The sequence below is a fragment of the Streptomyces sp. NBC_00370 genome (assembly GCF_036084755.1).
In the GTDB taxonomy this organism is placed as follows: domain Bacteria; phylum Actinomycetota; class Actinomycetes; order Streptomycetales; family Streptomycetaceae; genus Streptomyces.
The window spans coordinates 2454127-2472591 of record NZ_CP107968.1; the positions used below are offsets into that span (position 1 = coordinate 2454127).

Annotated in this window: 20 protein-coding genes and 1 pseudogene; 13 read left to right on the forward strand and 8 right to left on the reverse strand. The window is 69.8% G+C overall.

Annotation, left to right across the window (positions count from 1 at the left end; all coding sequences use genetic code 11):
- Positions 1–161: 161 nt before the first annotated feature.
- From OHS57_RS10690 to OHS57_RS10710, 5 genes are all read left to right on the forward strand, one after another.
- Entirely contained in the window at positions 162–695 is a 534-nt protein-coding gene (locus OHS57_RS10690) for an ATP-binding protein (protein WP_052457139.1), read from the forward strand.
- Positions 696–849: 154 nt separating this feature from the next.
- Positions 850–993: a hypothetical protein gene (locus tag OHS57_RS10695; protein ID WP_198533301.1), complete on the forward strand. Its 144-nt coding sequence runs from the start codon at positions 850–852 to the stop codon at positions 991–993.
- A 15-nt stretch (positions 994–1008) separates the two neighbouring features.
- Positions 1009–2193, forward strand: a complete 1185-nt coding sequence (locus OHS57_RS10700) for a cupin domain-containing protein (protein WP_328581748.1) — start codon at positions 1009–1011, stop codon at positions 2191–2193.
- Positions 2190–3086: an aldo/keto reductase gene (locus OHS57_RS10705; RefSeq protein WP_041990509.1), complete on the forward strand. Its 897-nt coding sequence runs from the start codon at positions 2190–2192 to the stop codon at positions 3084–3086. Before OHS57_RS10700 ends, OHS57_RS10705 begins: the two co-directional genes overlap by 4 nt.
- A gap of 373 nt (positions 3087–3459) precedes the next feature.
- Positions 3460–3960, forward strand: coding sequence for a hypothetical protein (locus OHS57_RS10710; RefSeq protein WP_328581749.1), 501 nt, complete (start codon positions 3460–3462; stop codon positions 3958–3960).
- Positions 3961–4014: 54 nt separating this feature from the next.
- Here the strand turns inward: OHS57_RS10710 and OHS57_RS10715 are convergent, their stop codons facing one another.
- The 3 genes and pseudogenes from OHS57_RS10715 to OHS57_RS10725 form a co-directional block, all read right to left on the reverse strand.
- A complete protein-coding gene (locus tag OHS57_RS10715; RefSeq protein ID WP_328581750.1) occupies positions 4015–4476 on the reverse strand; it encodes a VOC family protein in 462 nt (153 codons plus the stop codon).
- On the reverse strand, positions 4473–5060 hold the full coding sequence (locus tag OHS57_RS10720; protein ID WP_328581751.1) for a DinB family protein: 588 nt from the start codon (positions 5058–5060) through the stop codon (positions 4473–4475). Before OHS57_RS10720 ends, OHS57_RS10715 begins: the two co-directional genes overlap by 4 nt.
- A 59-nt stretch (positions 5061–5119) precedes the next feature.
- Positions 5120–5387 (reverse strand): annotated as a pseudogene (locus OHS57_RS10725) (signal peptidase I).
- A 102-nt stretch (positions 5388–5489) separates the two neighbouring features.
- Here OHS57_RS10725 and OHS57_RS10730 point away from each other — a divergent pair.
- From OHS57_RS10730 to pspAB, 4 genes are all read left to right on the forward strand, one after another.
- Positions 5490–5837: a VOC family protein gene (locus OHS57_RS10730; protein WP_328581752.1), complete on the forward strand. Its 348-nt coding sequence runs from the start codon at positions 5490–5492 to the stop codon at positions 5835–5837.
- Positions 5838–5921: 84 nt separating this feature from the next.
- Entirely contained in the window at positions 5922–6836 is a 915-nt protein-coding gene (locus OHS57_RS10735) for a hypothetical protein (protein ID WP_328581753.1), read from the forward strand.
- A gap of 25 nt (positions 6837–6861) precedes the next feature.
- Positions 6862–7776 carry a zinc metalloprotease HtpX gene (gene htpX / locus OHS57_RS10740; protein WP_328581754.1) on the forward strand — a complete coding sequence of 305 codons (915 nt, stop codon included), beginning with the start codon at positions 6862–6864 and terminating at the stop codon, positions 7774–7776.
- 48 nt (positions 7777–7824) lie between these two features.
- Entirely contained in the window at positions 7825–8421 is a 597-nt protein-coding gene (pspAB, locus tag OHS57_RS10745; RefSeq protein WP_328581755.1) for a PspA-associated protein PspAB, read from the forward strand.
- A 14-nt stretch (positions 8422–8435) separates the two neighbouring features.
- On the opposite strand, the gene OHS57_RS10750 is transcribed toward pspAB, so the two are convergent.
- Together OHS57_RS10750 and OHS57_RS10755 are read right to left on the reverse strand one after the other, a co-directional pair.
- The gene (locus OHS57_RS10750) at positions 8436–8825 is read right to left on the reverse strand and encodes a hypothetical protein (RefSeq protein ID WP_328581756.1); all 390 of its coding nucleotides are present in this window, start codon (positions 8823–8825) and stop codon (positions 8436–8438) included.
- A gap of 109 nt (positions 8826–8934) precedes the next feature.
- Positions 8935–9420 carry a potassium channel family protein gene (locus tag OHS57_RS10755; RefSeq protein WP_328581757.1) on the reverse strand — a complete coding sequence of 162 codons (486 nt, stop codon included), beginning with the start codon at positions 9418–9420 and terminating at the stop codon, positions 8935–8937.
- Positions 9421–9621: 201 nt separating this feature from the next.
- Between OHS57_RS10755 and OHS57_RS10760 the strand changes: the two genes are divergently transcribed.
- Complete coding sequence (locus OHS57_RS10760) at positions 9622–13425, forward strand: Ig-like domain-containing protein (protein ID WP_328581758.1); 3804 nt, start codon at positions 9622–9624, stop codon at positions 13423–13425.
- A gap of 159 nt (positions 13426–13584) precedes the next feature.
- Entirely contained in the window at positions 13585–14541 is a 957-nt protein-coding gene (locus OHS57_RS10765; RefSeq protein ID WP_328581759.1) for an alpha/beta fold hydrolase, read from the forward strand.
- Here OHS57_RS10765 and OHS57_RS10770 read toward each other — a convergent pair.
- The gene (locus OHS57_RS10770; protein ID WP_328581760.1) at positions 14531–14986 is read right to left on the reverse strand and encodes a GNAT family N-acetyltransferase; all 456 of its coding nucleotides are present in this window, start codon (positions 14984–14986) and stop codon (positions 14531–14533) included. The two genes, OHS57_RS10765 and OHS57_RS10770, sit on opposite strands and share 11 nt — an antisense overlap.
- Positions 14987–15077: 91 nt before the next feature.
- The gene (locus tag OHS57_RS10775) at positions 15078–15563 is read right to left on the reverse strand and encodes a molybdopterin-dependent oxidoreductase (protein ID WP_328581761.1); all 486 of its coding nucleotides are present in this window, start codon (positions 15561–15563) and stop codon (positions 15078–15080) included.
- A 192-nt stretch (positions 15564–15755) separates the two neighbouring features.
- Here OHS57_RS10775 and OHS57_RS10780 point away from each other — a divergent pair, with 192 nt between their 5' ends.
- Both OHS57_RS10780 and OHS57_RS10785 read left to right on the forward strand, forming a co-directional pair.
- The gene (locus OHS57_RS10780) at positions 15756–17447 is read left to right on the forward strand and encodes an SMI1/KNR4 family protein (protein WP_328581762.1); all 1692 of its coding nucleotides are present in this window, start codon (positions 15756–15758) and stop codon (positions 17445–17447) included.
- Positions 17444–18007, forward strand: coding sequence for a GNAT family N-acetyltransferase (locus tag OHS57_RS10785; protein WP_328581763.1), 564 nt, complete (start codon positions 17444–17446; stop codon positions 18005–18007). Before OHS57_RS10780 ends, OHS57_RS10785 begins: the two co-directional genes overlap by 4 nt.
- A 60-nt stretch (positions 18008–18067) precedes the next feature.
- Here the strand turns inward: OHS57_RS10785 and OHS57_RS10790 are convergent, their stop codons facing one another.
- Positions 18068–18343, reverse strand: coding sequence for a hypothetical protein (locus tag OHS57_RS10790; RefSeq protein WP_328581764.1), 276 nt, complete (start codon positions 18341–18343; stop codon positions 18068–18070).
- Positions 18344–18465: the final 122 nt, after the last annotated feature.

Below are 18465 nucleotides of genomic sequence, written 5' to 3' on the forward strand. Positions count from 1 at the left end.
GCCCGCCCTGTCAGGAACTTGAGGCTATGCCGACTCCCCCAGGTGACGCGTGGGTGTGCCGCATGGATGCCGCATTGATGCGTCCATTGTGCTCTGGGCGTCGTTGGCTGTGGGCGGTTGTGTGCAACTCCGACGCACACAGCCAGGAAGGTTCGCCCTCCATGCCGTTCCGAACACCCGCCGCAAAGTCCTCGTCCTTGCGTGTCCCGGCCGAAGTCGGCGCCGTGTCTTTTGCCCGCCGCAGGGTTGTCGCGATCGTCCGTGACTGGGATTTGCCAATCGCGGACGACACGGTCGAGACGCTGGAGTTGCTGGCCGGCGAGGTGATCGCGAACGCAGTGGTGCACACCGGGGAAGGCTGCCAGGTCACGGTGAGCTGGGACGGGTCCCGCGTGCGGCTGGAGGCCGAGGACAGGCAAAGCGGTCTCCTTCCGCGGCAGCCGTCGGCTGACCTGGATGAAGAGAGCGGGCGCGGGCTGCAGTTGGTTGACGGGCTCGCTCAGGCCTGGGGCTCGCGGCCGACCAAAGACGGAAAGGCAGTCTGGTTCGAGGTCGGCAGTTCCTCTTCCTCGCCACTTTGTCCGTCGCCTGCCACATATGAAAGCGATTCCTCGGTCGGAGGCACATCACAACCGGTGGCGCCTCCCGAACCGGAGTACGGCAGAGACTCCCGTACGCACGTCGCTGTCAACTGAACCACTGACCGCCTGACTTCCGGACGCACGAGTCCCGATGCCAGGTACAGGCGCTCCGGGCGGACCAGTCCCACCACCGGTCCGCGCCCGGAGACGCCCCAACCAGGGAGCGCGCAACCGGCTCGCTTCCGCCAACACCGAAGGAGATACAGCCATGCCCGAGCAGAACGTGACCACCAACGGTGGGCAGAAGGGCGACGGCCTGCTGGTTGCCCGTCGCCGGATCGCCGCCGCCCGTTCGAGGACCGAGCAGCCCTCGGACGGCGGTTCCACCGGTCGTTCCGACGGCAACGACTAGAAAGGGCCGCAACCGATGACCACCGACGTACCCGCGGTGGTCGCGCACCTGGGCGAGGATTTCCTCGCCCAGGTGTACGGCCGCACCTACCGCCACTTCCCCGGCGAACCGGGCCGCTTCGGCGGCCTGCTCGGCTGGGACGACCTGAATGCCTTGCTCACCCACCACCGGCTCGAACCGCCCCGGCTGCGCCTCTCGTTGGACGGCGAAGCGCTGCCTGAGCACGCCTACTCGGTACCGGTCACCACCCGTCGCAGCACGGTGTGGCACCGGCTGAAGCCCGCCGAGCTGCACCGTCACCTCGCCGACGGCGCCACCCTCGTTCTGGATGCGATCGACGAACTCCACCCGGGCATTGGCGACCTCGCCCAGGAGTTGGAACGACACCTGCGCACAGGTGTCCAGGTCAATGCGTACGCCTCGTGGACACCTGAGGAGGGCTTCGGAGTCCACTGGGACGACCACGACGTACTCGTTCTCCAACTCGACGATGCCAAGCGTTGGCGCATCTACGGCCCCACAAGGGAAGCACCGCTGCACCGGGACACGGACGTTCCCGAACCGCCGTCGAATGAGCCCCTTATCGAACTCGTCCTCGACGCAGGGGACATGCTGTATCTGCCGCGCGGTTGGTGGCACGCTGTGGCCGCCTCCGAAGGCGTTCACTCCCTCCATCTCACCTGCGGCATGCAGACGGCGACGGGCGCTGACCTCCTCCAGTGGCTTTCCGAGGACCTGCGGCGCGAAGCCGCCGTGCGCAGCGACCTGCCACGCTTCGGGACTCGGGAGGAGAAAGCGGACTTCGTGCGGTCGCTGGGTGACCTCGTCATGAAGGGATTCGAAGACGGAACGCTCCTCGACCGGTTCCTCACCACGCGGGACGCGACCGACCGAGCCCGCCTCGTGCCCTCACTGCCGTACGTCGAAGGCGTACCGCCCGACCCCGCTCTCGCAGTACACCTCGTCACCGCCCGCGCAAGGTTGCGTAGCGACGAGGAGGGCAATGTGGTGCTGACGGCAGGGGGAGAAGAATGGGCCTTCTCCGCACAGGCCGCGCCCCTGCTCTCCCTCCTCGTGGCCGGAGGTCACCACCGGCTGGACGCACTGGCCCACGCAGCCGGGCTTCGCATCGGGCAGGTGGCGTTACTCGTAAGTCAGCTTGTGGACGGCGAGATCGCAGCCGTGGGGCGGGCCGAATGAGCGCCCGGCTCGCGGCCGGAACATACCGATGCCGTGATGTGACACGGTCGGCGGCGGCCGCCGTGGACGCCGGAGTGACGTGGCTCGACACGGCGCCGAACTACGCGGCCGGTACGGCCGAGGCATCTCTGCGGCCGTTACTCGACGCGTGCCCACAGGTGCGCGTCTCGACCAAGGTCGGTTTCGTACCCGACTCCGACCGGCAGGCCGCTCGCGGCGCCGGCGCGTTGGCGTACGACCGCGATCAAGCCCACTGCCTGACGCGCCCCTACATCGCCTGGCAGCTTGCCCGTAGCCACACCCGCCTCGGTCGTGCCCCGGACCTGGTCTTCGTCCACAACCCGGAACACGGCCGGACAGACCGGGCTGAGGTATCGCAGACGCTGGCCGACACGTTCGAGGAACTGGAACACGCGGCGGACGCCGACAAGATCGGTGGCTACGGTGTCGCCACCTGGTCGGGACTGTCGAGCGGCATGTTCACCATTCGGGAACTGACGGCTCTGGCGGAATCAGTGGGCGGGCCACACCACCACTTCCGCGCTGCGCAGTTCCCAGTCTCGCTCATCCATCTCGCCGTCGTGGCGGACGCACTCAACGGGCACGGAGCGCTGGCAGAGGCGCGGGGAGCCGGGCTCGATGTCTTCGTATCGGCCCCTCTGGGAGGCGGCGAACTTCTCAGCGCCATGACGGAGGATCTGCTACGCGTCATCGACCCCGCTGCCTCCCCGGCGCAGGCCGCGCTACTGGTCGCCTTGTCGGCCCCCGGGGTGTCACGCGTCCTGTTGTCGGCAAGCACACCGGCACACTGGGCGGATGCCCTGGGCGCCACCGTCTGCGAGCCCTTGTCGCCCGATCGTCTGAGAAAGGTCATCGATGTCCTCGGAAGCTGACAACCCCGAGGTCGCCTCGCGCATGCGCAGGGCCCATACCGTGGCGTGCGGCGCCCTCAAGACTGTCCCTGACACTCGGCCGTCCGGCAGAGGAGCGCATGAGGCGTGGGGGTGGCGGGGACGCACGCTGGGCCGGCCCGTCACCGGGCCATACGGCCCCGGATGGCTGCGTGTGGTCCACAGCCCGTCCGACAGAGCGAGCGGCAAGCTGTGGACCGGACCGGAGGACGCCGAACGGTTACTGCCCCAGGAGATTCCGCGCCCTTCTCTGCGTCGTGTACGGCAGTGGACCGAGGGGGAGGACGCCTATAGAGCAGAGCTCTATGACCACGTCAGCGGCGGCACCCTCTCCCCCACTCCGGTGCCTGCCGTCATGCCGCGCTTGGCGACCGGATGGTGGGAGGGACTTCGGAAGGCCCTCGACTGTCTCTCGGCGGTCAAGACCGATCGCACAGCCGTACGCCAGGCATACCTGGACCGCGCCATGCCGAAGTACCTCGCCTTTCTCGACGGTCCGGTCCCCACGACTGCGCCCGCGTGGTCCACCGCGCACGGCGACCTGCACTGGGCCAACCTCGCCGGTCCCGAGCTCGGCATCATGGACTGGGAAGGCTGGGGTACCGCCCCATCTGGTTACGACGCTGCCCTCCTGCACGCGTACAGCCTCGCGACGCCGGAAACCGCTCAGCACGTCCGCCAAGAACTCGCCGCCCTTCTCGACAGTGACGCCGGGCGCTTCGCGGAGCTGGTGGTGATCACCGAACTCCTCCAGAGTGCCGAACGCGGGGACAACGTGGAACTCGTCCCCGCGCTGCGGCGGAGGGCCGGGGAGGTCTGGCAGCGGATCACGACCGACGAAGTGACCACTCCCTGATGCCCTGTTGAGCTGCGCCTCAGTGCGTACCGGCAGTGGTCGCAGGCTCGTAGGTCAGTCGAGGCAGAATTCGTTGCCTTCTGGGTCTGTCATGACGATGAAGCCCGCGTTCATCGGGGGTTCCGGGTCGCTGCGGTGCAGGCGGGTTGCTCCTAGGGTTACCAGGCGGGTGCATTCCGATTCCAGGGCTGCCATGCGGGCCTCGCCCTGGAGGCCGGGGGCGGCTCGGACGTCCAGGTGGACTCGGTTTTTGGCCACCTTGCCCTCCGGGACCTGCTGGAAGAACACGCGGGGGCCGTGGCCTTCCGGGTCTTCGATGGCTGACTTGGTGTTGCGTTCCGCCTCCGGGACGCCGAGTTGTGCCAGGAAGTCGTCCCAGGCGGCCAGTGGGTCCGCGCCCTCGGGGAGGTCCACGCCGGGTGGGCCCGGGTGGATGTAGCCCAGGGCTTCACGCCAGAAGGTCGACAGGGACTTGGGGTCGTGGGCGTCGAAGGTGACCTGGATGTGGCGGCTCATCGGGGGGCTCCGTTCTTGGTGGGCGTGGTGTGGAGGTAGAGGTCGCGCAGCAGGCAGACCTCGGCCAGGTGGTGGATCAGTTCACGGTGGATGTGCAGCACCAGGGTGGCCATGGGGGCGTCCGGGTACGGTTCCTTCGCGCCGACCGGCACGCGGAGGGCTGCGTCGTCCAGGGTGGCCAACCCCGCGGTCCAGACGTCGAGTTCGGCGTCGAGTTGGTCCAGCGCGGTGGCCGCGGTGGCGGCGTAGTCCCAGGTGTCGTACGTCGCCGCCGGCGCGCCGAAGTGTGACGCGTTGCGCATGGCCAGTACGCCGACGATGACGTGTGCGAGCCGCCAGGCGATCGTGGTGAACGGCGCGGGGGTCGGGGTGGGGAAGGCGTAGTCGATCGTGAACGGACCGGAGCCGATCGCCGCGGGCGCCTGTGAGGTGCCGCGCGGGCGTACGGTCCAGGCGTCCGGGGCCGGTGACCAGAAGTACTCGTCGTCGGTGAGACCGGCGAGCCGTGGGCGGATCCGGTGCGTCCAGTGGAACTGCCACTGCTCGCGCAGTGTCCGGTTCCAGTCGAATTCTTCTGCGTCCATGGGGTCACCGTTTCACCACTTGCGGACAGGTTCCGTCCGCCATACCGAGGGTCAGGGGGTCAGGGCTCTCGGGGGACGGCGTAGCCCGGTACCGAAGGCCAGCGCACCGTCAGTACCACCGACTCCTCCTCGGCGAACCACGAGTGGTCCACGCCGTGTCCCCACACCACGTAGTCGCCCTGCTCCGCCAAGAGGACGCTGCGGCCCGGGAGTTCGACGCGGAGGCGTCCCGCAGACGAGGGCCAGGCCACGTGGGTGGATGCCCCCCTTGATCTCCACGGCCTCGTTGTGACGTGGGTCCGTGGTGTCCTTGAAGGGCCCCAGCAGCCAGCCCGCGTCCGGTGCGGCGTCCGGACGTTAACCGATGAGTCCTGTGCGGTGCGGGAGTCTGCTGTGTGTACAGGAGTGTTTCGAGAGTGGGAGTCGGCCATGGCCGTGGGGATCTTCGCGGGGATCGCGGTGCGTGACTACGCGAGCGCGCTGGAATGGTACAAGCAGCTGTTGGGAGTGGAGCCGAGCTTCTACCCCAACGACGTCGAAGCCGTGTGGCAGTTGGCCGAGAACCGGTTCGTGTACATCGTCGAGGACGCCAAGCGGGCGGGTGGCGCGGTGAGTCTGATCTGGCTGGACGAGCCCGATGCCGAGGTCGCCCGGATCGCCGAGCGGGGGCTGTTGCCGGTGGAGATGGAGAAGCACGGCGCGGTGTGCAAGTGGGTGTTCCATGACGCCGACGGCAACGAGACCGGAATCGGCGGTGAAGTCTCGTCGTCGGAGTAGGTCGCTGGTGGTCCCGCCGGAACCCGGGCTCTCGTCTGGCCGTCATAGGGGCGTCCCGGACACCGGACGCCTCCAGGGGGACCCATGCGCAACCGCACCGCCCGCACCGCCCGCACCGTCGGACTGCTCGTCGTAGTCGCCCTGGCCGTCACCGGCTGCGGTGGAGGCGACGGCGCCGGGGATGCCGTCCGTCCCCACGACGGGGCCCAGCGTGCCCGGGAGGTCGCCGACGCCTGGGACGGTTCCGAGGCCGCCGGCATCTGGCGCGCGGGCTACCACCCCATGAGCGACGCGGTTCAGCCGCCCGCCGACGCCTTCCACAGCGGCGCCGACAAGCTCGCGTACGGAAGCGAGAACTTCGTCCTGCGCGGCGGGCTCCCCCGTACCGCACCGAAGAACGCGCAGGTCAGGTGGGAGGAGGGCGGCTCGCTCACCCTGCCGCTGCTGAGCGCGCGGAGCGCGTACGCGGCCGTGGCGCGCGGTGGCGGCGACGTCGGGCGGCCGCATCTCACCGTGACCGGCGCGCGGCTCGGTGCGATGACCGTGACCACCAGTCGTGGCGCGGCGACCGTCCCCGCCTGGCTGTTCACGCTGGAGGGGTACGCGACTCCGCTCAGGCGCGTCGCGCTCCGCCCTTCGCCGCTCCCCGCTTCCCCGGTCGGACCGATCAAGAACCAGCCCACCGAGCTGTCGCCGCTCGGCGGGCTCGTCAAGGTGGCCGGTGGCGGCCGGTCCGTCACCGTCGTCGCGACGCACGGGGCCTGCGACGACGGCCCCGTCGTGAAGACCCTGGAGACCCGCGGCAGCGTCGTGCTCTACGCCTCTGTCGTCGGCAGCAAGAAGGGCCCCTGTACGAGCGAGCTGCGTGGCGGGCCGGTGACCGTAACGCTGGACCGGCCGCTCGGCGACCGCGTCCTCCTGGACGCGCACACCGGCCGCCCGGTCACAGACCCGTCTACGCTCTTTTGGTCAGGAAAGCGACGGAAGGAGGAGAATTGACCGTGCGGGGGTAATCGCACAGGAGATGATGATGACGCGGAGTCGCTACACCCCGGACCGCGGCCTGACCACCCGCATGGTGACCACCATGTTCTTGATCGGTCTGCTGTACGTGGTGCTTGTCGGTGTCCTGCTCGCCGTTCTGCAGGGTGCCTGGTTGATCATCGTGGTCGTCGCGGGCGCCCTGTTCGCGGCACAGTTCTTCTTCAGTGACAAGATCGCCGCGCTGAGCATGGGGGCCCGCGAGGTCACCCCCGAAGAGGCACCTGAGCTGCACGGAGCCGTCGACCGGATCTGCGCGCTCGCCGACATGCCGAAACCGCGCGTGGCGATAGCGCGTAGTGACCTGCCCAACGCCTTCGCGACCGGGCGCAGCGAGCGTACGGCGCTGGTGTGCGCCACGACCGGGCTGCTGCGCAGGCTGGAGCCGGCCGAGCTGGAGGGGGTGCTGGCGCACGAGATGTCGCATGTCGCCCATCGCGATGTCGCGGTCATGACGATCGCGTCGTTCCTCGGGGTGCTCGCCGGGCTGATCGCCCGGGTCGCGCTCTGGAGCGGGCTGGCACGCGGCGGTAACCGGGACTCCAGTCCGCTGGGGCTGGCGCTGCTGCTGATTCCGCTGGTCAGCGCGGTGGTGTATGTGATCGGTTTTCTGCTGACCCGGCTGCTGTCGCGCTACCGCGAGCTCTCCGCCGACCGGGCCGCCGCGCTGCTCACCGGCCGTCCTTCGGCGCTCGCCTCGGCGCTGACGAAGGTCAGTGGCCAGATGGCGCGGATCCCGACGGAGGACCTGCGGAAGGCGGAGCCGTACAACGCGCTGTACTTCATCCCGGCGTTCTCCTCGAAGGAGAGCCTGGGCCGGCTGTTCTCCTCGCACCCGACCCTTGAGCAGCGCCTCGACCAGCTCGCCCGTATCTCGGACGACCTCGGCCGCGCGTGAACCGCGCGGCGCCAGTAGACGACCACCACCAGGCAGGAGTCCGTACCCGTGGGCCTTCTCGACACCATCCTCGGCCGCAGCAAGCCCGTCCAGCCCGACCTGGACCAGCTGTTCGCCCTGCCGTCCGCGGCGCTCACCCTTGAGGCCGGCACCGGGTTCCGGCCCACCGGGGCGGGCTCGGTGTGTTTCGCCGGTGTCGAGGGCGGTGAATTCGCGCGTATTCGGCAGGACATCGGGGAATTGCTCGACGTCGACACGTCCGCCGACGATTCCCCGGTACGGTTCAGCCGCGACTCATACGGCTACAACTGGCTTCTCGCCCAGCGCGCGCCCGATGACATCTCGGCTTTGGTGACCGATCTGCACGCGGTCAACACGTCACTCGAAGCAGCGGGCTTCGGGCCGCAGCTCCTCTGTTCTCTGGTCGGTTTCCGCAATGACGCGGACGGTGTTGGCGAACAGCCTCTCGCGCTCGTCTATCTCTACAAGCGAGGCGCTTTCTTCCCTTTCGCGCCCCTGCCCGGCAGTACGGAGAAACGCGACAGCCAGCTCGAACTTCAGGTGCGGGCGGCGCTCGGCGCCGATCTCCGGATCGAGCCTGATCTCGCCCGCTGGTTTCCCGTCTGGGGTGCTCCCGGGCTATAGGCCGCGTGCTGCCGTCAGCGGTGCCACGGGCGCCTTCTGCGCCTGCCCGCCTTCGCATCCTTGCTGGCAGGAGCCGTCGGCGCGGGCGAGGCGTCGCCCGCACCACCGTCCGTCGGCGGGTGCAGCCCCTCCGTCGAGTAATTCGTCGTCGCGATGGCGTCGATGAGCTGCTGGTCGGTGAAATCCTCCGAGCCGGGGATATGCGGTACGAATCCGACGAGGCCGCCCTCGCTCAGCACCTCCGCTTCGAGTCCTGACCCGCCGCCCATGTCCCACAGCGCTTCGACATTCAGGTCCAGGACCACCCGGATTCCGAACTCGTAGACTCCCGTCTCGGCCACATGCGCCATCACCCCGCGGTCGCGCAGCGCCGCGACCAATCGATCGGCACGTTCAGATTCCACGGCAGGTACCGCCTTTCACAACGCCTCCATCCACTGTATTCCTGGCGGCTGCGGTACGCGGATCCCTGATCACGTAGGCGAATCTCAGATCACGTTCGCGGATCTCCGATCACGTACGCGGATCCCTGATCAGTTGCTCCAGGCGATCGAACCGCTCGTGCAGCGCGCGGATCTCCTCGCTCGCGTCCGTCTTCCCCCGCTGTTCCAGCCGGCCCGCGTCCGCGACCATCGCGCGCACCCTGCGGGCCGCCGAGCCGACGAACCAGGTCGCGATGGCCGCCGTCACGATGCTGAACGCCGCGATCCCCACGAGCATCACCAAGGTGGCGATAACTCGCCCCCAGGCGGTGACGGGATAGAAGTCGCCGTAGCCGACCGTGGTGGCCGTCTCGATCGACCACCACAGCGCGCGCGGGAAGCTCGTGATCGTGGCGCGCGGCGCCGACTCCTCGACGGGGACGATCACCCACGAGCCCACGAGCAGCAGCAGGACCGTGAATCCGGCCGCCCAGAGCGCCGCCCGGACGTGGAGGCGCCGGCCGTGCGCGCTCACCAGCAGGCTTCTCAGGACGTACAGGAACGAGGACGGCTGCACGGCGACACCTCGGTGCGGGTGTAGGCGGGTGTAGTGAAATAAGCCAACTTGTCCTTTATAGCGTTACGTCGTGATCAATTGGCTGGAACGTTTCGATTTCCTGATCGATTTCACCTAGTTGCAGTGTCAACCTTTCTCCCGGCTATCGAACCGATCGCTGTCTCCGCGCCGCTCGGCGCTTGGGAGTGAGGTCACGCACAAGTGAAGATATCCAGACCGACCAGGACGCTTCTGCGTCCGCTTGCCGGCGGTATAGCCGGGCTGCTGGCCGTGGGCGCGCTGTCGATCGCGTCCGCCCCGGCGGCAGCCGCGGCACCGGCCGCGACCACGTCCGCCTCCGACTCGTCCGTCGTCGCCTCGGGTGACGGCTGGACCGTCACCCAGGGCGCGGGCGGTTACCTCGTATCGCTCACGCTGGACGCCCCGTTGCCCGTCAAGGACGACGTACCCGAACTCTTCGCGGACGGGGCCGATCTCGGCCCCGCCGCCGAGTCGGCGGACGGCCGTACGCTGACGATCGCGACCCCCGACATTTCCGTGGCGACCGCCAAGAAGATCAGCTGGCAGTGGTCGAGCGGCGGCGCGAGCACGGCCGTCGGGCCGACCACCCTGCCCTCGGCGAGCGCCCAGGCCAAGGCGCAGCGCAAGCTCACCTCGCAGGCCGTGCCCAACGAGATCGGCGGCTCGGGCACGACGTCCGACGACCCGACGACCATCGGCACCGGCGGATACACCATCGTCGACTACAACTTCGGCGCGCAGTCCATCCCGCTCGCCGACATCGGCGGCATCCGCGGCGAACTCGAAGGCCGCGTCTACGTACCGACCGACAAGAAGCCGCACCCGCTGGTGGTCTTCCTGCACGGCCGGCACAGCTCCTGCTACAACACCACGACGCTCAGGGGCGCGAGCGGCTGGCCCTGCCCGGCCGGCACCACGCCGATCCTGAGTTACGCCGGTTACGACGCCGCCGCCGAGGCCCTGGCCGCCGACGGCTACACCGTCGTGTCGGTCTCCGCCAACGCGATCAACGCCAACGACAACCAGCTCTCCCCCGACGACGGCGCGATCACCCGCGGCCAGCTCGTCCTGGACACGCTGTCCATGCTCAAGAAGGTCAACGCCGGGGAGCCGGTGAGCTATCACGACGCCGCCGCCGACCAGGACGTCACCTTCGAGCAGGCCCTGACGGCCGGTCAGTCGACCTACCCGGCAGGCACGTTGAGCGCCACCTCGCTCGCCGGCACCATGGACTTCAGCAAGATCGGGCTGATGGGCCACTCACGCGGCGGCGAGGGTGTCGTCACAGCGGGCACCCTCAACGAGGCCCTGCCGCAGCCGTGGAACATCAAGTCGGTCTTCCCGCTCGCCCCCATCGACTTCACCCGCGCGACCCTGCCGGACGTCATGACGACGACGCTGCTGCCGTACTGCGACGGCGACGTCTCCGACCAGCAGGGACAGCACTTCTTCGCCGACTCGCGCGACGCGTTCTCCGACAACGTCCTGCGCTCCAACCTCTGGGTCATGGGCACGGACCACAACTTCTTCAACTCCGCCTGGACCCCGCCCTCCCCGGCCGCTTCGGACGACTGGTCCGCCGCCGACGACGCGGTGTGCGGCACCAGCGCGAAGGCGCTGGCCTCGGGCAAGAACATCCGGCTCACCGCCGCGCAGGAGTACCAGGTCGGCGCGGCGTACATATCCGGCTTCTTCGAGTCGACGCTGGGCGGCCAGAGCCAGTTCGACGGCATGTTCGACGGTTCCCAGGAACTGCCGCCGTCCGTCGCCGACTTCGCGGATGTGCGTACGGTCGCGCAGCAGCCCGCTTCGAAGCGCTCCGACATCACCTCGTTCAAGACCACCAGCCCGCTGATCGGGACCACGTCGGCGGCCACGGCCACGGTCTGCGCCAACAAGTACGGGCGTACGGTGCCCGAGCCGTACCCGTACTGCACCAACCCGGGCTCCACGCTGAGCAATCAGCAGGTGCCCCACTGGACTCCGGCGTCCTTCGCGCCGAACGTCCCGCTGAACGTGATGACCCACCTGACCTGGACGGCGACGACCGGCGCACTCGGTGTGACGCTGCCGGCAGCCAAGCAGAACGTGTCGTCGTACAGCGAGCTGACGGTGTCCATGTCGCCGGACGAGAGTGTCACCGCCGGTACGGACATGACGCTGGGCGTCACCGACTCGGCGGGCCACAAGTGGTCCGGGCTGGTCTCCGAGTTGAACAAGTGGGGCGTGACCAGGATGCCCGCCAGCGGTACGTCGACCAACCTGGGCAAGATCGTGCTCCAGCAGGTGTCGGTGCCCACGGCGACGCTGGCCGCGGCCGGTCTCGATCTGAAGCACGTCACCAACGTCGGCTTCACCGCGGCCGTCGGTGTGGACGGCGTACCGACCGGCGGTGTGTATCTGTCGGACCTCGGCTTCGACAACAAGGGCCTCGGCACGGCCGGTGTGCACACGCGGCCCACGGTCAACGTCGCTTCGAGCACGGCGGAGGAGGGCAACGGGCCGGGCGCCGACGAGGTCGCCGTCTATCTCTCGAAGCCCAGCACCACGCCCGTCTCGGCGTACTTCACCGCGATCGGCTCGGCGACCGGCAAGGTCGGACTCGCCATGCAGAAGGTCACCTTCGACCCGGGGACGACCTGCCAGGTCCTCGACATCCCGGTGAGCGGTGACACCACGGCGGGTACGACGGCGAGCACCGCGTACAAGCTCGGCATCTCGAACTCCACCGAAGCGGTGCTCGGCAGCCATGACTTCGGCACCATGACGGTGCGCGAGGACGACGGAGTGACGGGCACGGCGACCGTGGCTCCGCCGGTCGGTGTGCAGGGCGACGCCTGCGCCGAGTACGAGGCGCTCGCGCACCCCGGCACACTGACGGCTGACGACACCAAGCCGGCGCCCGGCGGTACGGTCACCCTCGGCGGCGCGGGTTACCGCGACGGCGAGAGCGTGGCGTTCGGCATCGGTTCCACCGTGCTCGGCAGCGCGATCGCCGGGCCCGACGGAACGGTCTCGTTCCCGGCCGTGCTCCCGGCTGACCAGCCCTTCGGGACCGCCACGATCAGCGCGGTCGGCGCGGGCTCCGGCTTCACGGAGACGGCGGACGTCGACGTACTCGCGACGACGGCCACCACACTGACCCTCGACCCGGCCGCTCCGAAGATCGGCCAGAGCGTCACACTGAAGGCCGCCGTCACGGGCGGTGTCGACGGTACGACGGTGACCTTCTCCGACGGGACGACGGCGCTCGGCACCGCGAAGCTCAGCGGCGGTACGGCGTCCCTGAAGGTGAAGGCCGGCTTCAAGGCCGGTACGCACGCCTTCACCGCGGCCCTGGCGGCGACGCCCACCACGGACGCGTCCGTCTCGGACACGGTGCAGCTCGTACTGACGAAGGGTCAGAGCTCCATCGCCATGGCCCTGTCGGCGAAGTCCGCCTCGTACGGACACGCGGTCTCCGGGGTGTTCTCGGTGGCCGGCGCGAGCGGCGGCACGGTGACCGTGAACTACGGCACCGGAAAGCTGTCGGCGAAGCTCGGCGCCTCGGGCGCGGGCAAGTTCACCCTCCCGGCCACCCTGTCGGTGGGGGCGCACACGGTGTCCGTACGGTACGACGGCAGCGACTCCGTCGACCCGAGCGGTACGGCTTCGCAGAAGCTCACCGTCGCCAAGGCGAAGTCGACCGTCACCCTCACCCTGTCCAAGACCAAGCTGGCGCACGGCAAGTCCGAGACCGTCAAGGTCACGGTCGGCGGTCACAGCGGCGGCGCGTACCCGACGGGCACGGTCACCGTCACCGCGAAGGTCGGCGGGAGCACCACCACCCACAAGGTCACGCTGAAGGCCGGTGCCAAGGGCAAGCTCAGCTTCTCGATCACCCTGCCGAAGAAGAAGGGCACAGCGTCCGTCACCGCCGCCTACGCCGGGGACGCCAACTTCAAGGCGAGCACGTCGGCGCACAAGCAGGTGAAGCTCACCTGACGCCAGTGACGCATTGAGGAAAGCGGGGGGAGGGACCGGACGCCGGCCCCTCCCCCCGCCGTCTTGCCAGAACGGCAAGTCTCCTTGCCTTCGCCGCCGCCGGGAGCCAAGGCTGGGACGGACACCGCGTAGAGCGTCCGCACCATCGCAGGAGGACACATGCAGCACCGACTGGTCGACGTCCCGGGCGGCCGTATCCATCTGGTCGAGGAGGGCACGGGGCCGCTCGTCCTCCTCGTCCACGGCTTTCCCGAGTCCTGGTACTCGTGGCGCCGGCAGATCCCCGCCATCGCGGCGGCCGGTTTCCGCGCGGTCGCCATCGACGTACGCGGTTACGGGCGGTCGTCGAAGCCTGCGGCGGTCGAGGACTACCGGATGCTGGCGCATGTCGCCGACAACGCCGGGGTCGTACGAGCCCTCGGCGAGGAGACGGCGACGATCGTGGGCCACGACTGGGGCTCCCCCATCGCGGCCAACTCGGCGCTGCTCAGGCCCGATGTCTTCACCGCGGTGGGGCTGCTCAGCGTGCCCTACGCACCGCGTGGCGGCCCCCGGCCGACCGAGGTCTTCGCGCGGATCGGCGGGGACGACGAGTTCTACGTCAGCTACTTCCAGCAGCCGGGCCGCGCCGAGGCGGAGATCGAACCCGACGTACGCGGCTGGCTGGCCGGGGTCTACTCCGGGCTCTCGGGCGACACGATGGCGGCCGACGGCAACAGGATCTACTTCATCGGCCCCGGCGGGAAGATGTCCGACCGGTTCACCGGAGGACCGCTGCCCTCCTGGCTCGCCGAAGACGAACTCGACCACTACGCGGGCGAGTTCGAACGTACCGGACTGACCGGGGCGCTCAACCGCTACCGCAACGCCGACCGCGACTGGGCGGATCTCGCGGCCTGGGACGGCGCGCCGATCACCCAGCCGTCGCTGTTCGTCGGAGGCGCGCTGGACGCGTCGACCCGTTGGCTGTCCGACGCCATCGCCGCGTATCCGACGACACTCCCCGGCCTGGCCGGCTCGCACATCCTGCCCGACTGCGGCCACTGGGTGCAGCAGGAGCGTCCCGACGAGCTGAACGAGCTGCTGGTCAACTGGCTTCGTGGGCTCAAGGGTTGAGGGTGACCTGGATGACCATGTCCGGGCGGTCCCACATCACGGCGGGCGGGTTCGCGGCCAGTGTGCCGGTGCGCACCGCCCCCACACTGCGGTAGAAACCCTCGGCCGGCGGGTGCGCGACGACCCGCACCCGGTCCAGTCCTGCCGCACGTGCCTCGTCCTTCATGTGCGCGACGAGGCGGCGGCCGATGCCCTGCCCCTGGGCGTCGTCGGCGACGAACATCAGGTCGAGTTCGGGCGGGCTGAGCACGAGCGAGTAGAAGCCGAGCAGCCGTCCCTGGTCGCCCACGGCGGCGAAGACCCGGTGGGTCTCGATGTAGTCGGGGCCCACCCGGAAGCCGTCAGTCATCGGCGCGTAGTGGCCTTCGTAGGCGCTGGAGCGCTGCACGATCCGGGTGAGCCGCTTGGCGTCCCGCGCGGTGGCCCGTCTGATGGTCAGCTCCATGGGTCCATGCTGACACCTGTCAGGGGCCCGGCCCGCAAGGGTGCCGGGTGCTGCGGTCGATGTTCCGGTCGGTGCGCCGCCCGGTGCTCGGTCAGCACTCCGGACAGGCGCCGATCCACACGCGGCTGATCGCGCTGACGTAGCGGGCCCCGCAGCGGTCGGACGGCACCACCAGCTGGCTGCCCGCCGACGCCAGGCTCCGCCCGTCCATGGTGGCGGCCAGCAGGATCGGTACGTCGCCGAAGTCCGCGTCGATCTCCGCCCAGGAGAGCACCGTACGGTGGCCGTCGCCGCCGCTGACGGCGAGCAGGAACCGGGAGCGGTCCTTGCGCCGCCGCGCGTCGAAGGCCGGCCCCGCGGCGACGGCGACCTCGCGGAGCAGCGGCCCCTCGAAGATGTGGTGCCGTGGCCCGCTCGTGGCACAGTCGAAGCTCACATCGGCCCGCCGCTGGGGGTAGCGGGTGCGCAGATCGGCGACGGTCAGTGAGGCCGGGCGGGCGATCTCACCGCAGAGGGCGAACGAGACGGCGGTGCCGGACGCGGCGGTGCGGGTCGGTGGTGTGCTGAGCCGGGTCATCGGTATCCCCCTCGGACGGTCCGCGACGGCCGGATCGGCGTACCGGCGGCCGCATGCGGGTGATGCCCGTCCGCCGGGCTGCGGAACCCCGAATACCAGCCGTAGGTACCTCCGCACCTCGCAGATGTGAGGGGTGCCGGAGGGGTCCGCGACGGCCTGCTGATTGTCAGTGGGTCCTGGCACCATGAGTCCATGAAGATCTACAACTGGCGTCCGTTCCTTGAGCGGTGGAGCGCGGACTGGGCCGACTCCCCCGGCGCTCGCGGGCGGGACGGCGCGGACGAGGAGATCCTGCGAAACCGCTGGCTGGGGTTCGGGCCCGTGAGTGAGGAGCGCATCGTCGCGCTCGAAGACCGGCTCGGTAAGCGGCTGCCGCCGACGTACCGGTCGTTCCTCGCGACCACCGACGGCTGGCGGCCCGCCGGGACCCCCGTGTACCTGTTGGGCACGGCGGAGGGTGTCCACCGGCACGGCGGTTCCGGGATGCGGGAGGAGTACGAGTCGCAGCTCGGCGAGAACCCGTCGGAGGAGGACGTGCTGCTGGCGGGCATGTGGGACCGCGCCCTCCAGCTGTCCGTGGAGTCGGACATGATCGACGTGCTGCTCGACCCGGGCGATGTGAACGCCGAGGGGGAATGGGCCGTATATGTGTATCGCGGCTGGTCAGGAGAGTTCCCGGACCGCTACGAGTCGTTCATGGACGTCATGCAGCAGCTGTTCCGCGACTTCCACCGGAACATCGAGAACGGCGGCGCCGCCGACAACGAGACGGCCCGCGAGCTGGACGCCGCCGTGGAGGAGGCGCGGCTCGCGTCTCTGGCGGGGGCGGATGTCGACGAGCAGCTCGACGTGCTGACCGACGCCGCGGCGCACGGCAGGGGCGCGGCGGCCGAGCTGGAGGGGCAGGTGCGGTCGATGCTCGGGGAACAGCGGGAGAGCGGCCAGGAGTACGAGGCGCCGGGGGCCTTCGGACGGGCCGTGACCGCCGCCCGTGAGCAGGCGCGCTGGGGCGAGACGGAGGCCGCGTGGCAGACGATCGCCGCCGCCGTGCCGGACTGGGAGCCGGGCGGCGCCGGTGAGATAGCCCCCGTCCGGCTGCTGTCGGACCCGGTCCTCGGGCCTGTGATCACCCCGGAGCGCGGAAGGTTCATCCTGGAGACACCGCGCGCCGGGCACGGCGACCCCGAGCGCGCCGAGGAGACCGCGCCCGGTACGGCCGCCACGTCGGCGCAGGACGGTCTCGACTGGCTCGCCGGGTCCGAGCAGTACGGCAGCGGGTACCGCTTCGTGTGTGTGCACGGCGTCTCGCCGCAGGAGCTGGCCACGCGGGCAGGCCACGGACCGCTGCTGCCGCCCTGCGACGAAGGGCAGGTCCGGCGGATCCAGTTCCGCGGCGACGACAAGCAGGTCGCGCGCGTCGGGGCGGGCGGGGGCGGCTGGAGCTTCGCGTTCGAGACGGTGACCGACCGCTACGAGCCCGGGCGGGTCGAAGGCCCGGCGGACGAGGCGTCGGCCGGCACCCGGTCGGTGGTGGTGTGGGCGGAGCGCGGCAGCGCGTCGGGGCGTACGGCAGGCACCTTCCACTTCAGTTACGCGCGCGACGGGCAGCGGGTGTACGGATTCACCGTCCATGGCGGGAAGACCGAGCAGTGGGGACCGCTGCCCGACAGCCTCGATCCCGGAGTGCTGCTGCCGGGCGCGGGCGTCCCCGAGCTGGACGTGGACGACGAGTTCGAGGCGCTGGCCGCGATAGCGGAGGAGTTCGGGCTCTCCCTGCCGTCCTTCGCGATCCAGCACGGGCGGCTGCATGCCGTCGAGTCGCGGGAGTGGATCAGGCCGCCGGGTCCCGGCGAGCCGTACGCCACCCTGGGCCGGAACCGATGATCCACGCAGGCACGATCGGCACGGAGCGGCTGACACTGCTGCCGCTCCGCGTCGAGCACGCCGAGGAGATGGCCGTCGTCCTGTCCGACCCGGCGCTGCACACCTTCATCGGCGGGACGCCCGCGACCGGGGCCGAGCTGCGCGCGCGGTACGAGCGGCAGACGGCCGGTTCCCCCGACCCCCGGGTGTCCTGGTGCAACTGGGTGATCGAGGCGGACGACGGACAGCTGGTGGGGACGGTCCAGGCCACGGTCACGGAGTCGGAGCCGGAGCCTGAACCCGAGCCTGAACCCGAGTCGGAACCGAAGCCGGAGACGGAGCCGGCCGACGGCGCGGGTCCTGTCGCCGAGATCGCCTGGGTGGTGGGCACGCCCTGGCAGGGCAGGGGCATCGCCACCGAGGCCGTCAGGGCGCTGGTGGACCGGCTCGGCGCCGAGGGCGTACGGAGTTACGTCGCGCACATCCACCCGGACCACGCCGCGTCGGCGGCGGTCGCGGCGGCGGCCGGTCTTGCGCCCACCGACGAACGGCACGAAGGCGAGATCCGCTGGCGCCGCTGAACGGAGCGGCGCCAGCGGATCGGATCGGTCGGTCGGGCTGGTCGGATCGGTGCGCGGCGGTCAGCGGATCAGGGCGCGGACCATCCGGCATGTCGTGTCCGAGGGGCGGTGGATCCCGACCCGGTCGGCTGTCGCGCGTATCCGTCGGTTGTTGGCGTTGGCCGGGTGGTACACACCCGTGTCGAGCAGGGCGATGGCCAGACGCATGGCCTTGAGCCGTCGGTTGTGGGTCACATACCACTCACGGGGCTGCCCGGCGGGCAGCGGCTTGCGCTTGAGGGGCGGCAGGATCTCGAAGGGTTTGGTGGTGATTGTCGTGATCGTGGCAACAGCCATTCGGCGACCTCCCGGCACGGTGGTTGGAACCCTCACGAACTTCCTCCATTTTACCGCCCCCCACTGACAATCACCCCTGGCCAGAGGGTGTTTGACAGGGGGCACACGGTACGGCTGTGACC

Bases quoted from the DNA above. Each gene is read 5' to 3' on its own strand.
- OHS57_RS10780 (WP_328581762.1), top strand. From the start codon at position 15,756: ATGAAGATCTACAACTGGCGTCCGTTCCTTGAGCGGTGGAGCGCGGAC.
- OHS57_RS10775 (WP_328581761.1), bottom strand. From the start codon at position 15,563: ATGACCCGGCTCAGCACACCACCGACCCGCACCGCCGCGTCCGGCACC.
- OHS57_RS10785 (WP_328581763.1), top strand. From the start codon at position 17,444: ATGATCCACGCAGGCACGATCGGCACGGAGCGGCTGACACTGCTGCCG.
- OHS57_RS10730 (WP_328581752.1), top strand. From the start codon at position 5,490: ATGGCCGTGGGGATCTTCGCGGGGATCGCGGTGCGTGACTACGCGAGC.
- htpX (WP_328581754.1), top strand. From the start codon at position 6,862: ATGATGATGACGCGGAGTCGCTACACCCCGGACCGCGGCCTGACCACC.
- OHS57_RS10700 (WP_328581748.1), top strand. From the start codon at position 1,009: ATGACCACCGACGTACCCGCGGTGGTCGCGCACCTGGGCGAGGATTTC.
- OHS57_RS10735 (WP_328581753.1), top strand. From the start codon at position 5,922: ATGCGCAACCGCACCGCCCGCACCGCCCGCACCGTCGGACTGCTCGTC.
- OHS57_RS10790 (WP_328581764.1), bottom strand. From the start codon at position 18,343: ATGGCTGTTGCCACGATCACGACAATCACCACCAAACCCTTCGAGATC.
- OHS57_RS10770 (WP_328581760.1), bottom strand. From the start codon at position 14,986: ATGGAGCTGACCATCAGACGGGCCACCGCGCGGGACGCCAAGCGGCTC.
- OHS57_RS10765 (WP_328581759.1), top strand. From the start codon at position 13,585: ATGCAGCACCGACTGGTCGACGTCCCGGGCGGCCGTATCCATCTGGTC.
- OHS57_RS10695 (WP_198533301.1), top strand. From the start codon at position 850: ATGCCCGAGCAGAACGTGACCACCAACGGTGGGCAGAAGGGCGACGGC.
- OHS57_RS10720 (WP_328581751.1), bottom strand. From the start codon at position 5,060: ATGGACGCAGAAGAATTCGACTGGAACCGGACACTGCGCGAGCAGTGG.
- OHS57_RS10690 (WP_052457139.1), top strand. From the start codon at position 162: ATGCCGTTCCGAACACCCGCCGCAAAGTCCTCGTCCTTGCGTGTCCCG.
- OHS57_RS10715 (WP_328581750.1), bottom strand. From the start codon at position 4,476: ATGAGCCGCCACATCCAGGTCACCTTCGACGCCCACGACCCCAAGTCC.
- OHS57_RS10710 (WP_328581749.1), top strand. From the start codon at position 3,460: ATGCCGCGCTTGGCGACCGGATGGTGGGAGGGACTTCGGAAGGCCCTC.
- OHS57_RS10705 (WP_041990509.1), top strand. From the start codon at position 2,190: ATGAGCGCCCGGCTCGCGGCCGGAACATACCGATGCCGTGATGTGACA.